Below are 15,425 nucleotides of genomic sequence, written 5' to 3' on the forward strand. Positions count from 1 at the left end.
GGAATCAGCGTCTGCTGAGACGCGGCTGTGCTCCTTCGGCGCCCGCGTCCGAGCCGATGAGCAGATCCTCGGCCAATGCGTGGGCTTGCGTGTCGGTGAGGTTGGCACCGGCGCGCCGAAGAGAAGCCATGGCGGACGGAGACATCGCTGCCCCGACCAGTTCGGCGGCCAGCCCCGTGGATCGCACTTCGCCCGGTTCCAGCGTGAGCTGGCGTGCGGGAAACCATGCCTCGACATAACCAAGCAGCCTGGCCGCGCTCTCGTATCGCGAGAGTCTTGCGGCCAGCAGCGACAGGTGGGAACAGATGTAGCCCGAGATCTTGTTGCGCCAGGCCTCCGGCAAGGCTTCGAGCGCAGCTGACCGGGCCGAGGGCAGGTCGCCCTTGCCGAGCAAGGCTGCAAACAGGTTGAGCTGGGCCACGGCGGTCATTTGCGGCAGGTCGAGGGTGCGCACCTCCTCGACCACCCGGCGCCCGAGTTCGATCGCTTCGTCCCAATCGCCCGCCATCAGGGCCGCATCTGCCAGATTGAGCCGTGCGTTCACGGCCTGACACGGCGAGGCCGCCAACTCGGCGTATCGCAGCTCGTCGCGAACGCTGGCGCGATAGCCAACGACATCGGCACGGTAGGCGTGAACCCTCGTTCGATGGCTCGCGGCCAGCCAATGTCGCCGCGGCGACCAGTCCGGCTGCTCGAGCGGCTGGGCAAGCGCCAAGGCTTCCAGCGCTTCGTCGAAGCATGCGCTCATGGCCGAGACAACAGCCACGTTCAGCAGCGCTTCACATAGCCGATCACGGTCGCCCAGTTCCCGGAAGGCGGCTGCAGCGATGCGCGCCGACTGCAGCTTGGGCAACTGAGGCACCCCCGCCACGAAATGGGCAGAAAAGCGCAGGTGCAAACGCGCCCGCGCCATCGGGCTTGCCGCCGGCACGACCCCGATGGCGGACCGAAGATGCAAATGGATGGCAGCCAGGTTGGCACGCAGATGGTCCAACCGGGACAGCGCGTCCAGCGTCGCCGCAGCGACATCGGCCGAGCCGCCTTCGCACGCACGCTTGAAGGCCATCTGGATGTCCTCGTACTCCGGCGCATACCGAGCCAGCCAGGCCGCGTCCGGCATGACCCAATAGGCATCGTCGCACTCGTCGGCCAGCGCCGTCATGGCCTGCGCATGCCCTTGCAAAACTGCTTCGGTCTCACCGCTTTCCGAGAGTCTCTCCGCGGCGTACAGGCGGGTCGTCTCCAGCAGTCGGTAACGCGGCGGCTCCCTCTGCTCCAGTTGCACGAGCGACTTGTCGACCAGGCCGGCCAAGGCGTCGAGCGCGGACCATTCGTCGAGATCCTGCGATCCCGCGACACGCTGCGCCATGTCGAGCCGGAAGCTCGCAGCAAACACCGACAGCCGTCGCAGCACGACTCGTTCGTCGGCGGTCAGAAGTGCGTGGCTCCAATCGAGGGTGGCCACCAGCGTCTGCTGGCGAGCGGGCGCCGTCCGGCTGCTGCCCCTCAGCAGACGAAGACCATCAGCGAGATGAGCGTCGATTTCAGCCAGTCCGAGCAGGGGCAGGCGGGCGGCCGCCATCTCGATGGCCAGAGCAATGCCGTCGAGCCGCCTGCACAGCCGGATCGCCACGCCGATGTTGGCGGGCGTCAGCGCAAAGCGGCGATCTGCCGCCGCTGCTCGATGCTCGAGCAGCTGCAGCGCGCTGTACTTGCGTGCCTCGTCGATGGGCGCATCCGGCGGCGGCAAGGCCAGCGGATCCAGCCGGTAAACCTGCTCGTGCGCGGCCTTCAGTGTCTCGCGCGAGGTTGCCACGATGCGAAGCCGCGGCGCCGCAGCCATCGCGGCCTGCACGAAGCTCGCGATCTCGCTTGCGAGACGCTCGCAGTTGTCGAGCACCAGCAGCGTTTCGCGCGGCTCCAGCAGATGCATCAGCGCTGCGGCGGCGTCCCCGGGCCCGAGCTGCAGGTTCGTGGCATGGGCCACCGCCACGGGAATGCCCTCGGCAGAAGCGACACACGCCAGATCGACCCACCACACCCCATGGGTGAACTTGCCGGCGAACCCCCGGGCCAGGGCCTGCGCCACCCGGGTCTTGCCGATGCCGCCCGCGCCCAGCAGCGTGACCAGCCTGTGCTCGCCCACCAGCGCGGTGAGCGTGTCCAGGTCGTCCCCGCGGCCGAAAAGTGCTTCCGCGGCCGCGGCCAGGTTGGTCATCCGCTGGACAGGGGGGACCAGGCTCGACGCCGGCGCTGCCTGCCTCGCTGGTGGGGAGGCAAGGTCGCCAGGGGGTGCGATGAAACGGTAGCCGCGGCCGGGAATCGTCTCGATCAGCTGCACGCCGAGCAGCTTGCGCAGCGTCGAGATCTGCGTCTGCAGGTTGTTCTCTTCCACCACGACGCCGGCCCAAACGCGCTCGAGGATCTCCTGCTTGGTGACCAGGCGCGGGCGCAGCTCGATCAGCATCGACAGCAGGTCGAAGGCGCGCGATCCCAGGGCGGCCGGCTGGCCGCCGAGAAGCACTTTTCGCTCCCTGGATCGCACCTCGACATTGCCGAAGCGCAGCGAAAGCGGTGCGCGCGCGTCCGCGGGCATGGTGCTCGCCGGAGGTCCCGACGGCGCGGCGCCGGATGCCCCGCGGCTCGCATGGCCGACGGCTTCTCCCGCAGCGCTGTCATCGCCATCGTCCACCGTCATCGTGAAGCGGTAGCCGCGCCCTGCAATGGTGGCAATCGCACCGGCGCCGAGCACCGTGCGCAACGACGAGATCTGCGCATGCAGATTGTTCTCGCTGACGGCACGACCGTTCCATGCCAGGCGCAGCAGCTCCTCCTTGGAAACGACCCGGTCCCGGCGCTCGATCAGCGCCAGCAGCACGTCGAACGCACGTTCGCCCAGCGCGGCGGGCCGCCCATCGATGAGCAACAGGCGTTCGTCGGCGTGGACTTCATGGCGACCGAAGCAATGCACCCGGGCCAAGCGACCCTCCTCGAGCCTGTTGTCGGGCCGCTCGAATTTAACCCGGAAGCACGGTGCCAGAACGTTTGAGGCGCCGCTTCAGGATGCTTGAAGACTGAAAGGCGCCTTGCGGCAGACAGTCTCCCTGCCCGCCGCATTCGCGACCGGCCCTTTCATCTGCCACCGACCCAGGAGTCAACATGAAGCTGCTTCCCCGTCGCGTCCGCCCGGACAACCTCCATCGCATCTGTCTGATGGCCTCCATCGCAGCGGCCGTCGTGCTCATCACTGCCTGCGGTGGCGGTGGCGACGCGACCACGCCGGAGGCCGACGGTTCCGCGGATCCGACGGCCGTGCGAGTCGACTCGTCCCTTTCGACGAGCCAGGTCGCGCGCATGCAGGCTCCCGGGGTCCAGAAGGTGCAACCGTGAGAAGCATCCGCTGCAACCGCAAGCCCATGGCGGCGCTGGTCGTCGCGTTCGTGGCCCTCACATCGGCGGCGGCGCATGCCGATCTGTTCGTCTGGGGCCAGCGCGCAGACGACATCAGGCTGGTGAACCGTGCGCCCGGGTGGAACACGGTTCCGCTCGCACTCACCCGAAATGGCGCCGCCTTCGAGGTCCGCAATCCGACCAGCACGCTGGTCGCGCAATTCGCGACGGCGGCGGCCACGCCCGGGATGGCGCTGCTCCAGGGTGACTTCGACGGCGATGGCCGCGCCGACATGGCGCTGCTGAACACTGCCATCAACGGGCAGGTGCAGGCGATGCTCGTTGCCTATGCCAATGCCGACGGCACCCAGCGCATCGAGAGTCGTTCGATCGGCCAGTTCGGCATCTGGGCGACCAGCCCGGGCGTCGAGCCGGTCGTCGGCGACTTCAATGGCGACGGGCGCAGCGACGTGGCACTGATTCGTCGCGAACCGGGTTGGGCGAGCGCGCCGGTCCTGCTCAGTCGCAAGGACCTCGGCTTCGATGTCGCCAACTGGCCGCTCGGGTCGTTCGCCGGCTGGGCGACCGAGGCTGGCGCAGAGTGGGATTCCGTTCGCCTCGTGGCGGGTCGCTTCGACAGCGACAGCCTGACGGACCTCGCCCTCGTTCGGCCCTGCGGCTCGTGGACGGACATCCGGGTGGCGCACGCGCTGCCGTCAGGAGGCTTTCGCGTCCAGGGCTACCCGGCCGGCCAGTTCCTCGGCCGCGCCTGCGCGTACGTCGGCGCATCGAACGTCGTCACCGGCGACTTCGACGGAAACGGGATGACCGATTTCGCGGCGTTCGCCAACGGCGAGCTCGTGCTGGCCCGGGCCACCGGGAGCGGGTTCGCCACGTCGATTCCGATCTCCGGCGGCTTCGCCCAGCGGGCGGCGGGCGCCGTGGTGCTGACCGGCAGGTTCGACGCCGGGGCAAGCACCGACATAGCGCTGGTCAACACATCCGGCTCCTGGAACAGCATCGCGGTCGCGTTTGGGCTGTCGAACGGCCAATTCCAGACCTTCGACGTGACGGCGGGGAATTTCCCCGTCTGGGCGGCGCAGGGTGCGCAGCCCGTGGCGGGCGACTTCGACGGCAACGGCATGTCCGACATCGCGCTGCTTCCGAGAAGCGGCATGGCCTGGAAGACGATTCCAGTCGCCTACATGGGCTACAACGCGCGGCCCGATTGCAGCGGCGACGTCTGCAGCAACACGGGCACGGCCACGCCGTGGTTCTCGGTGCAGAACCAGGCGGCACCGGATTTCGTCGACTGGGCCATGGTCGACAGCGCGCAGATCCTGGTCGGGGAGTTCGGCCGCTGAAATCGGGTGCTCCGCCCGGTCTTCCGATCACCGCTTTCACCTGAAGGAAATCACCATGGTTCGATATCTGATGGCGCGATGGGTGCGCCTTGCGTCGCCATCGACAGCAGCAATCGGTCGCTCTACGCAAGCAGGAGAAGGAGCGGGGCCGGTGCGTTCACGCAGGGCGTCGGCGCGACTCGCTGTGCTGGTGCTTGCCGCCTCGCTGGCGCCGACGCTGGCGATGGCCATCGTTCCGACGATGGCCAACGTGGCGCACATGTCGCTGGTGACGATTGACAACAAGCCCGGCCAGCAACTGGATCCGCACATCAGCGGCACCCTCGTGGCGTACACCGATTGCACCGTGATCCCGCAGATTCGCTACTTCGACTTCAAGACGGGCGTCAGCACCGCGATCTCGAACGCGTTCTCCGATGATCCATTTGACCTCTCGCTGGACCTCTGGCCTGACGTCAGTGGCAGCACGATTGTCTTCACACGTCAGCACGCAGTTACATCGCGGATCATGGAATTCGATGTCGTCAAGTCCGCCTTGACCGAGGTCGACCCTGCAGCCTCGCCGTTTCGCTTCGGATCCGCAGTCGGCGGAGACACGGTGGCGTACATCGACCATCCAGGCGTTTCCAGCTGGCCAAGCTCATCCTTGTTGGACACTCAAGTCGTCGCGTGGAGCCGCTCGCTGCGCCAGCGTTGGATCCTGGGGACTTACAGCGGCGTACAGCTGGGAACGACTCCCGTGAGCGTCTCGTCGGACGGCAATGTCATCGGCTGGCGAATCGACGCGGGTGGGATGTGCACCCACTACCAGGCCATCCTGGCGAACGGCTCCTGGGCCGTCTCGGCCATCGCGAGCACTGCCTACACTTCCTCCTATGTCGGTGGTCGTTGCGACGGACCCTCTGTCGATACGAGCGGCAAATTTGTCGCCTATGTCAGCAATGGCGCCGTTGACCTCGACATCTTCATTCGATCGGTGTCCACCGGCAAAGTGACACAAGTCGAAATTCCGGGCGAGCAACTCAACCCGCGCGTGGCGGGCAATTTCATCGCGTTCCAATCCATTGCGCCCGGCGCCACCACTGCGGACGTCTACGTCTACGACGTCGCGGCGAACCTTCTTTACCCGATCACGGCGACGACCGGTGTGAACGAGACCTTGAACGACATCACCCTGGCACCCGGCGAAGGCCGTGTGCGCATGGTCTGGTCGCCCAACGACCAGGACATCGTCGGAGCAAACATCGCCTTCAACGACGACCCTCCCCAGCTGGTGCTCCGAAAGCCGCTCGTGCTCTCGCCCCCCGACGGCACCTACCGCACCGTCACGATCCGTGACCTGGTGCAAAGCGCCACCGACTACGAGGATGGCGACCTGATGAACCGGGTGCGCATCGAGCGGGTCACGAGCGACGAAGCCGCCCCCGTCACTCTCGACGTGTCGCTGCGTTCCTCGCCGGACATCGCGATCGCCGGCCTATGCGAATCGGTGCAGCTGCGCGCGTCCGCCAACAGGGCGCTGAACGGGCGGGTGTACACCGTGACCCTTCGCGTGAGCGACTCTGCCAATCACACCGTCCGCGGCCAGGTCCAGGTCACCGTGCCCGTCGATCCAAGCAAGCCGGCCGTGGCCGATCCGCCACTTCTCGCGGCAACCGGTGCCTGCCCGTGAGGCGACTCGATCAGCGAACGGCTTTCAGTCGCGGATCCAGCGCATCACGCAAGCCATCCCCGACCATGTTGATTGCCAGGACGGTGCTCAGGATGGCCAGGCCCGGCATGGTCACGACCCAGCTGGCGTTCTCGATGTGGTCGCGCGCGGCCGAAAGCATGCTTCCCCATTCCGGCATCGGCGGCTGTGCGCCCAAACCGAGGAATCCCAACGCGGCAGCCGAAAGAATGGCGTCGGAAAAGCCCATGGTGGCGTTGACGATCACGGGCCCCATGCAGTTGGGCAGCACGGTGTCGAACATCAGGCGCAGCGTGCCGGCGCCCGAGAGCTTCGAGGCGGTGACATAGTCCTTGGCCATTTCGCCCAGCGCCGACGCTCGCACGAGGCGCACATAGCCGGGCATGGCGACGAGCGCGATCGCCGCGGTCGTATGGAACAGCCCCGGGCCCAGCACGGCCACGAGGGCGATCGCCAGGATCAGGGCAGGCAGCGACAGGAGAACGTCGGTCACCCGCAGGATGACCGTGCCGAGCGGCCTCGGCCAGAAGGCGGCCATCAGGCCGAGCGCGATCCCGGGAAGCGCCGACAGCATCACGGCGCCCAGTGCAATCGCCAGCGATGCGCGCGCGCCATGAAGCAGGCGTGAGACGAGATCCCGGCCGGTGGCGTCGGTGCCGAGCCAGAAGCGGCTGCTTCCGCCGTCCCATGCGGGCGGGCTGAGCAGGGCGTCCCGGTACTGCACGATCGGGTCGTGGGGAGACAGCATGCCGGCGAACAGGGCGCACAGCGCCACAAGCATCACGTAGGCAAATGCAGCGACGGCTGCCTTGTTCCTGGCAAAGCCTCGCCAGCCGCCGGGTGGCATGGCGGCATGGCGCGTGCCCGGGGCTGGCATGCTCATGCCGATCGACCCGCACGACGAATGCGCGGATCGGCCCATCCGTACATCACGTCCACGATCAGATTGACGCACATCATGAGCGCTGCCGCGAGCAGGATGCCGCCCTGCAGGACGGGGTAGTCACGCCGGGCAATGGCGTCGATCAGCCACTTGCCGACTCCGGGCCACGAGAAGATGGTCTCGGTGAGCACGGCGCCGCCCAGCAGTGTGCCGACTTGCAGTCCGAGCACGGTGATCTGCGGCAACAGCGCGTTGCGAAGGGCATGGACGAACACCACACGCCGCGTGGGCAGCCCTTTGGCGCGGGCGGTGCGAACATAGTCCTCCCCGAGCACGTCGAGCATCGACGAGCGTGTCATGCGCGCGATGGCCGCCATCGGAATGGTGCCGAGCACGATCGAAGGAAGCACGAGGTGCGCCAACGCTGAGCGGAACGCGCCGGGCTCGCCGGACAGCCAGGTGTCGACCAGCATGAACCCGGTAACGGCTGGTACTTCGAACTCCAGGGCCACACGCCCTGACACCGGCAGGGCGAACACCGATCCGATCTCTCGCAGGTGAACCGAGAAATGCATCACCAGGAGAAGTCCCCACCAGAAGATCGGCATGGAGAAGCCCGCGAGCGACAGGCCCATCAGCCCATGGTCGACGATGGACCCACGCCTGGCGGCGGCCGTGATGCCTGCGGGAATCCCGATGACCGTGGCGAACAACATCGCGCCGAGCGAGAGCTCCACGGTCGCGGGAAAGAGCGTCGCGAACTCGGTCCACACCGGCGCATGGGTGACGAAGGACTCGCCGAGGTCCAGTCGCACCGTCCTCGACAGATAGTGGAAGTACTGCTCGTGCAGCGGACGGTCGAGTCCGAGGCGTTGGTAGACCTCGGCGTAGAAGACCGGATCCAGGCGTCGCTCTCCGGCCATGACGAGGACCGGATCGCCCGGGATCAGGTGAATCAACGAGAACGCCAGCAACGTCACCCCGACGAACGTCGGCACGATCAAGGCCGCGCGACGGAGCACGAAGCCGATCATGGCGATCAGTCGACGCTCGCGTGGCGGAAGTCGCTGCTCCCGAAGGGGCTGGGCACGAAGCCGCGGACGCGCCGGTTCACCGCCGTCATGACCATCCCGTGCGCGAGCGGGATGATGCTCACCTCGTCGTACACGATGCGCTGGGCCTGCACGTAGAGGGCGGCCCGCTGTTTCCGATCGCTGGTCCGGGTGGCCGCTTTGAGAAGCTCGTCCAGGCGCGGATTGCACCGCCGCGACTTGTTGCCGCCGCTCTCGACCGCCGCGCAGCTGAGGTTCGGGCTGAAGAAGTTGTCCGGATCGCCGTTGTCGCCATACCAGGACAGCAGCACGATGTCGTGCTCGCCTTCGCCCGATCGCTTGTACATCTCGCCTTGCTCCATCGCCCGCGTGCGCACGCGGATGCCCACCTTCGCCCAATCCGCCTGCATCAGCTCGGCGGCGCGCAGCCGGCTGCCGCCGTTGGCGAAGAACATCGTGAGCTCCCTGCCGTCGTAGCCGCTCGCCTTGACCAGCTGCTTCGCCCGCTCGGGATCGTGGCGATCGGGCAAGCCGGCATCGCGGCTCCACATGCCCGGCGGAAGGAAGCTCGCCGCCGCGGTCGCGAAGCCCGCATACGAGGCCTGCATGTAGGTTTTCTTGTCGATCGCGAGCCACAAGGCTTCGCGCAGACGCACGTCGGAAAGCCCTGCATGCTGCGTGTTCAGCGCGAGGTAGGACGTGACCAGCGGAGTGTGCTTGATGATGCTCACGCGAGGGTGGGCCTCGAACGCGGCGACCGACTGCGCCTTCATGTCGACTCCGACGAGGCATTCCTCGGCCTTGACGCGCTGCGCCCGCGTGTCGGCATCGACGGTGATGGCGAAGACGAGGTTGTCGATCTTCGGGGCACCGCCCCACCAGGCCTTGTTCGCGGCATAGCGCACCACGGCGTCCTTCTGATAGCTCCTGAAGACGAAGGGGCCGCTGCCGACCGGCAAGGTGTTCAGCTGCTCGGGCTTGCCGGCCTTCAGCAGCTGTTGCGCGTACTCCGCCGGATACACCGAGCCGATGGTCGGCATGGCGAGCAAGGAGAGGAACGTGGCGTCGGGGCGCGTGAGCGTGAAGCGGACGCGGCGATCGTCCACGCGGGAAACACGCTCCAGCAGCGACGACATGCCCATGCCGGCCCAGTACACATAGCCGTTGCGGGCGGAGCCGTGTGCCGGGTGCGACCTGTCGTGCATGCGGCTGATCGAGAACACGACGTCCTGCGCATTCAGCTCGCGCGTGGGCGTGAACCATTGCGTGCTGTGGAACTTCACACCGGCGCGCAGCTGCAGCGTGTACTCCCGGCCGTCGGCGCTGACGTCCCACTTTTCGGCAATGCCCGGCACCAGTTCCGTGGTGCCGGGCTTGTACATGAGCAGCTGGTCGTAGATCGGCACACCGGACGCGTCGGCGGTGGCCAGCAGCTCGTACTGGACGATGTCGAACCCGTCGGGTGCAGCGTCCGTGCAGACCGTCAGTGTCTTCGCGGCCCATGCGCCGCCCCACAGTCCGAGCATGGCCACGAGGCCGATCGCGCGAGTGGAGATACGACGACGCATGGAGCGACCCTCCCTGGGCGAGCCTGGCGGCGGCTTCGCGCAGGGATTCTGCGCTCACCGGCGCGTTTCAGGGGCGTCCGACCGATTGAACACCAGCGCGCCCAGCGCACGTGCATGGGCCTCGGTGCAGACGGCGCCGACGTTTCCGCGCAAGCGGGCCGAACGCTCCTCCAGGGCACTCAACGTCGCCTTGCCGGCCACCCGCACATGGTGGACGCAGACAGCGCCATGCTCGTCCCAGCCCGCCTCGAAGGCCTGATCGGGCGCTTCGACGGGATCCGCGATTCCGAGCCGGTCGTGCACCTTGATGCGGCGACCATCGACCGTGTACGGCATGCCCGACCCGGTGTAGTCGGCGCGGACCATCCGCACGCAGGCGTTGAAGGCGGCGAGCAGGGTCCCGCTGCCCGGCGCTGGCTGCCAGGGCGCGTACCCGACGGCCAGGCACTTCGCAAGCGCACCGCCGGTGCAGCTGATCGCGAACGCGCCGGCTTCGGCCGCCAGGGAGCCGTCCGCCCGTTCGCGGCCAGGCAGGACGACGGCATGGCGCGAGCCATCGCTGTGGGGCCGGCACAGCGGCTGCCACTCCTTCCCTGGCCACTTCACCGAGAGGTGGTGGGCCCACCAGCTGCGGCCCTGTGCACGGACCGGCTCGACGGCATCGATGCGCAGCAGGGCGCCGCTGTCCAGGCGGATCTGCGCGCCCACGAGATCCGCCGATCGCAGCCGCGATCCGTCAGGCGCTTGAAGCACCCATTCGGTGCCTTCGGCCCGCAAGGCAGCGGTGGGCTCCGCGGCGATCGTCGCAGTGCCGGACCAGGCGGTGAACAGAGCGACAAGGCAAGCGGTCGGCAATGCACCCATGGTGGTTCTCCGGCAATGCGTCGGTCGATGGCAGGGCCTAGCGCAGCCTGAGCTCGCCCCGATCCAGGAGGCGGATCGATGTCGGCTGCGCCAGCGAGCCCCTCGAGACGTCGCGCAGGCACCGATCCATCACTTGCCGCGAGGACCACAGCCGGAAGTCGGACGGCTCGCTTTCTTGCGCATTCGGGTCGGCGACCATCATCGCGGGGCAGCGCAAGAAGTCGTTGGTCGAGATGCCGTTGGCGGAGGTGCCATTGGACAGAATCGCGCCGCCTTGCGCGCCGACGTCGTTGGGCTGGGCATGGGCCGAAAGCGTGGCCGTCATGCACAGGGCGGTCAGGGCGGTGGCGCAAAGCGTGCGGAAGGTCGGGTTCATGGTTCAGTCCTCAGGTTGGGGGTGGGAGCAGGGCCGTTTCGTCAGCCCGGAGGTCACTGTCGGTGAAGCAGGCGTCGTGCGTCTTCCAGCCGGACTCAAAGGTTCTCAAACAATCTGGCAGCGGCGACATCGCTCGGCTCGGCGGGCGACATCTGGTCCTGGAATGAATCCGGCGCTGCGACGACCGGTCGCCCGCCCTCGGGCCGTTGCGCCGACGCGGCGGACCGCTCCACGGCAGAACCGTGATGCGACCGGGCCATGGCGGATGGTGGCCGATCGGCAAGCGAAACAACCGCAGCCATCAGGGACCAGGTGATCCCTCCAGCGGCGATGGCGCTGAACACTCTGAGCAGGCGACGATGGGTGGTCATGGAGAACCTCGCGTTGATGCATCCGGCGATGCGTTGAAAGGAGTGCGCACTGTCTCGCCGGACGGCACGGGGTGTCCTCAATCCAGCTGAAGACATCCTGGAAGTTGCTGAAACGCTCGCGCATGGCGATACGCCCGTCACGGCCAGATCGAATTGCCCCGCGATGCAGCTTCCGCGCTAAATTCGCTGGCACGCGCATGTCCGTGCAAGGAGGGCTCCTTGGCGCCATCGTTTCGCTTCGGCCGCTGCGAGGTGCGGCCCGACGAAAGGCTGCTGCTGGTCGACGGCCAGCCCGTTGCGCTGGGGGCCCGGGCTTTCGATCTGCTGCTGGCGCTGATCGAGCGCAGGGACCGGGTAGCCACGAAGACGGAGCTCCTGGAGGTGGTATGGAGCGGCCTCGTGGTCAGCGAGAACAACCTGCAAACCCAGGTGTCCAGCCTCAGAGCGTTGCTCGGTGCGCAGGCGATTGCGACGATTGCAGGGCGTGGCTACCAGTTCGCAATGCCCCTGGACAGCGAGTGCGGGGACGTCGTGCCGCTCGTTCCCGCAACGGAAGGAGTCGCGCCCTCGGCCCGCAAGCTCGCCGCGATCATGAGTGCCGACGTCGTCGGGTATTCGCGGCTCATGGGCGAGGACGATGTCGCGACGCTCCATGCCATTGTGGCCGTGCGCGGTGTCGTTGCTCAGCAAGTGGCGCACCACGGCGGCAAGCTGGTCGACGCCACGGGAGACGCGCTGCTGGCCGAGTTTCCGAGCGCGGTCGAGTCGGTGCGCTGCGCGTCAGCGGTCCAGGCGGCGCTGGCGCAGCGCAATGCGTCCATCGCGCAGAACCGACGCATGGTGCTGCGCATCGGCCTGAACGTGGGCGACGTGATCCAGCAGGACGGTGCGCTCTATGGCGAAGGCGTCAATGTCGCGGCGCGGCTGCAGGCACTCGGTGAGCCGGGCGGCGTCTGCATTTCGGGGTCGGTTTTCGACCAGGTCGACGGCCGGTTGCCCATGCAGTTCCGATTCGCCGGCGAGCAGAACGTCAAGAACATCTCACGGGCCGTTCGCGTTTACCACGCCGGTGAGCCTCCAGCGCCCGGGGAGCCTGTGCCGGCCGCGGCCGAGCGAACCGGTCATCGGTTCGGGAATTGCGAAGTTCGCTCCGCGGAACGCCTGCTGCTGGTGGCCGGTGAACCGGTGAAGGTGGGACCCCGCGCTTTCGATGTCCTGCTCGCGCTGATCGAGCATCGAGAGCGCGTCGTGACCAAGAACGAACTGCTCGACCTGGTCTGGCCCGGGCTGGTGGTCGAAGAGAACAACCTGCCGACGCAGATCTCCACCTTGCGCAAGCTCATCGGGCCTGAAGCCGTCGAAACCGTGCCGGGAAAAGGCTACCGGTTCGTCGCGCAGCTCGACGACGGGAAGTCAGCCGCATCCGTCATCACGGCTGCGCCGGAACCGAGCCGCGCCACCGATGTCCCCACCGTGCGCCACACGAATCTGCCAGCTGCAGCCGAAGCGCTTTTCGGCCGCAGCCTGGACATCGATGCATTGGACGAGCTCGTGTCCAGGCATCGGCTCGTCACCGTCCTGGGCGCAGGCGGCATCGGCAAGACGAGCGTCGCGCAGGCGCTGGGACGGCGGCTTGTGGGCCGGTATGCGGACGGCGTGTGGTGGGTGGACCTGGCAGCGGCGGGCTCGGCCGAGAGCGTCGAGCTGGCCATCGCCAACGCTGCCGGGTTGCAGCCGGGTCAAGGTGATTCGCGCGAGCTGCTTCTGGATGCGCTCGCTGCGCGCGAGACGGTCCTGGTGCTGGACAACTGCGAGGCGCTGGTTGGCCTGCTCGCCGGCCTCATCGAAGCGGCGTTGGGACGCGCCCCGAAGCTGCGGATCCTCTCGACGTCGCGCGAGACTCTCAAGGTGGCAGACGAGCAGGTCTATCGGCTCGAGCCGCTGACTGTCCCGCCCGAGGGCGCTTCGCTGGACGAGGCGCGCGATTGCAGCGCGCTGCAATTGTTCGAGCGACGCGCGAAGGCGTCTGATCGTCATTTCGCATTGAGCGGCGACAACCTGGCGACCGCGATCCGTGTATGCCGCAGTCTCGACGGCATCCCCCTCGCCCTCGAGATGGCCGCCGCCCGGCTGCCGCTTCTTGGCCTGGCGGAGCTCGATGCGCGGCTGGCGGCACGCTTGCGGATGCTCAAGAGCAGCAGCCGCTCCGCACCTGCGCGGCAGCGAACGCTGCAGGCAACGCTGGAGTGGAGTCATTCACTGCTGACCGTGGAGGAGCAGGCGGTGCTGCGGCGACTCTCGGTGTTTGTCGCGACCTTCCGCCTCGAATCGGCCCGGCACGTGGCCGCATGTGCCTCGCTGGACGAGTGGAGCGTCGTCGATGCGATGTCCGGGCTGGTGGACAAGTCGCTGGTTCATGTAGAGCCGTCTTCCCAGCCGCAAAATCCGACCCGCTACAGACTGCTCGAGACGACACGCCTGTTCGCCGCGGAGCGGCTCGCCGAGCATGGTGAGGGGCCGCAGGTGCAGCGACGCCACGGCGAGGCGATGGCCGAGCGCGCCGATGAGCTGGAGCGCGACTATTGGTCCTTGGCCGATGGCCCGTGGCTGGCGCTCTACGCGCCGGACTATGACGATCTGCAGTCGGCGTTCGCGTGGGCGTGCCGGCAGGTCGATCCCGATGTGGGGGCGGCAACACTGGAAGGCCTGTTCAAGCTGGATCACCTGCGCGCGAGCTTCGTGGCCATGATGCCCTGGTTGCATGCTGCCATCGTGTTGTTGCCCCATGCGTCCCCGTTGGCGCGCGCCCGCATCGGTTTGCAGCTCGTGCACTCGTTCGTGGAGAAGATTCCGGCCATCCCGAAGGATGCTGCGGCGCGGCAGGCACTCGACGACTGCCGCATGCTGAACAATCGGCGTCGGACCTATCAGGCGCTGCTTGCGCTCGCGACCGTGAGAGCCATGGCCGGCTCGTTCGAGGCGGCCAACGAGGCCCTGGCCGAGGCCGTTGCCCTGCGGTTGCCGGATTGGCCACCGAGATTGCACTGGCTCGCCGCCGAGCATTGCAAGGAGGTGGCGATGTATCGCGGCGACGCCGATGCCTACCGTGCCGCGTTGCGCGAGCAGCTCCCGCTCGCCGAGCAGGCCGGCTCACCTTGCCAGGCGGCGAACGTTCGCACCAACCTTGCCGACGCCGCGCTGATGGCCGGCGAGTTCGAAGAGTCGATCGCGCTCGGACGCGCGGCGGTTGCCGAAACGCGTGCCTTGGGACTGCCGCAAATGAACGCCGTGGCGTTCCTCAATCTGTGTGCGGCGCTGGTCAGGCACGGTGACTTGGCGTCGGCGCGTGCCGTTGCGCTGGATGCACTGCCGCACGTGTGGCGGCACCGGCTGTCCGGGTGGTTCCTGTGCCACCTCGCGCTGCTGGCAACCGGGCTCTCGCAACACCAAGATGCGGCCCGCATGCTGGGCTACGTAAACGCTTGGTGCTCGGCGACCGGGTTGCAGATGCAGTCCAACGAACTGCATGCCGTGCAACTCGCGAGAGAGTCGATCCGCAAGGCACTGGGTGCTTCGACGCTCTCCGCGCTGACATCGGCCGGCGCGCAACTGTCCGATACGCAGGCCTATTCGATGGCCGAGGCCATGTTGAGGCATGCGTCGCGCAAGCGCGTCGCGGCGCGGGAGGCATAGCGTACGGGCCTTTCCGTCGCCTGCATGCCGAACAGGACGTCGCAGTCGCCGGTGATATCAAACTGACCCCGCAATGGAGTCGGGAGGGCGTGGCGCTGGACGCCGTTGCCCGGCCGGGGCGGGGCGCGCTCACTCCGCTTCACAACGTTTCAGTCCTGCCTGAGATCGCTTGAT

General features: G+C 67.5%; 12 protein-coding genes. 5 read left to right on the forward strand and 7 right to left on the reverse strand.

Going from position 1 to position 15,425, the window contains the following annotated elements; all coding sequences use genetic code 11:
• Positions 1 to 4: 4 nt before the first annotated feature.
• Positions 5 to 2,698 (reverse strand): winged helix-turn-helix domain-containing protein, encoded by a 2,694-nt coding sequence (locus P7V53_RS10695; RefSeq protein ID WP_348273478.1) that lies wholly within the window; start codon positions 2,696 to 2,698, stop codon positions 5 to 7.
• Between P7V53_RS10695 and P7V53_RS10700 the strand changes: the two genes are divergently transcribed.
• The 4 genes from P7V53_RS10700 to P7V53_RS10715 all read left to right on the forward strand — a co-directional run bounded on the left by P7V53_RS10700 (position 2,648) and on the right by P7V53_RS10715 (position 6,426).
• Entirely contained in the window at positions 2,648 to 3,049 is a 402-nt protein-coding gene (locus tag P7V53_RS10700; protein ID WP_280156667.1) for a hypothetical protein, read from the forward strand. The genes P7V53_RS10695 and P7V53_RS10700 overlap by 51 nt on opposite strands.
• A 110-nt stretch (positions 3,050 to 3,159) precedes the next feature.
• The gene (locus P7V53_RS10705; RefSeq protein WP_280155468.1) at positions 3,160 to 3,390 is read left to right on the forward strand and encodes a hypothetical protein; all 231 of its coding nucleotides are present in this window, start codon (positions 3,160 to 3,162) and stop codon (positions 3,388 to 3,390) included.
• Positions 3,387 to 4,754 (forward strand): VCBS repeat-containing protein, encoded by a 1,368-nt coding sequence (locus P7V53_RS10710; RefSeq protein WP_280155469.1) that lies wholly within the window; start codon positions 3,387 to 3,389, stop codon positions 4,752 to 4,754. Before P7V53_RS10705 ends, P7V53_RS10710 begins: the two co-directional genes overlap by 4 nt.
• Positions 4,755 to 4,809: 55 nt before the next feature.
• Positions 4,810 to 6,426 carry a hypothetical protein gene (locus P7V53_RS10715; protein WP_280155470.1) on the forward strand — a complete coding sequence of 539 codons (1,617 nt, stop codon included), beginning with the start codon at positions 4,810 to 4,812 and terminating at the stop codon, positions 6,424 to 6,426.
• 10 nt (positions 6,427 to 6,436) lie between these two features.
• Here the strand turns inward: P7V53_RS10715 and P7V53_RS10720 are convergent, their stop codons facing one another.
• From P7V53_RS10720 to P7V53_RS10745, 6 genes are all read right to left on the reverse strand, one after another.
• Entirely contained in the window at positions 6,437 to 7,291 is an 855-nt protein-coding gene (locus P7V53_RS10720) for an ABC transporter permease subunit (RefSeq protein ID WP_280155471.1), read from the reverse strand.
• A 32-nt stretch (positions 7,292 to 7,323) separates the two neighbouring features.
• Entirely contained in the window at positions 7,324 to 8,361 is a 1,038-nt protein-coding gene (locus tag P7V53_RS10725; RefSeq protein ID WP_280155472.1) for an ABC transporter permease subunit, read from the reverse strand.
• Positions 8,362 to 8,366: 5 nt separating this feature from the next.
• A complete protein-coding gene (locus P7V53_RS10730; RefSeq protein WP_280155473.1) occupies positions 8,367 to 9,947 on the reverse strand; it encodes an ABC transporter substrate-binding protein in 1,581 nt (526 codons plus the stop codon).
• A gap of 54 nt (positions 9,948 to 10,001) precedes the next feature.
• Complete coding sequence (locus P7V53_RS10735) at positions 10,002 to 10,811, reverse strand: ADYC domain-containing protein (RefSeq protein ID WP_280155474.1); 810 nt, start codon at positions 10,809 to 10,811, stop codon at positions 10,002 to 10,004.
• Between the two features lie 37 nt (positions 10,812 to 10,848).
• Positions 10,849 to 11,187 carry a hypothetical protein gene (locus tag P7V53_RS10740; RefSeq protein ID WP_280155475.1) on the reverse strand — a complete coding sequence of 113 codons (339 nt, stop codon included), beginning with the start codon at positions 11,185 to 11,187 and terminating at the stop codon, positions 10,849 to 10,851.
• A 95-nt stretch (positions 11,188 to 11,282) separates the two neighbouring features.
• On the reverse strand, positions 11,283 to 11,558 hold the full coding sequence (locus tag P7V53_RS10745; RefSeq protein WP_280155476.1) for a hypothetical protein: 276 nt from the start codon (positions 11,556 to 11,558) through the stop codon (positions 11,283 to 11,285).
• 219 nt (positions 11,559 to 11,777) lie between these two features.
• Between P7V53_RS10745 and P7V53_RS10750 the strand changes: the two genes are divergently transcribed.
• Positions 11,778 to 15,251, forward strand: a complete 3,474-nt coding sequence (locus P7V53_RS10750; protein WP_280155477.1) for a winged helix-turn-helix domain-containing protein — start codon at positions 11,778 to 11,780, stop codon at positions 15,249 to 15,251.
• Positions 15,252 to 15,425 lie beyond the last annotated feature (174 nt).

The sequence above is a fragment of the Piscinibacter sp. XHJ-5 genome, assembly GCF_029855045.1.
Taxonomy (GTDB): domain Bacteria; phylum Pseudomonadota; class Gammaproteobacteria; order Burkholderiales; family Burkholderiaceae_C; genus Albitalea.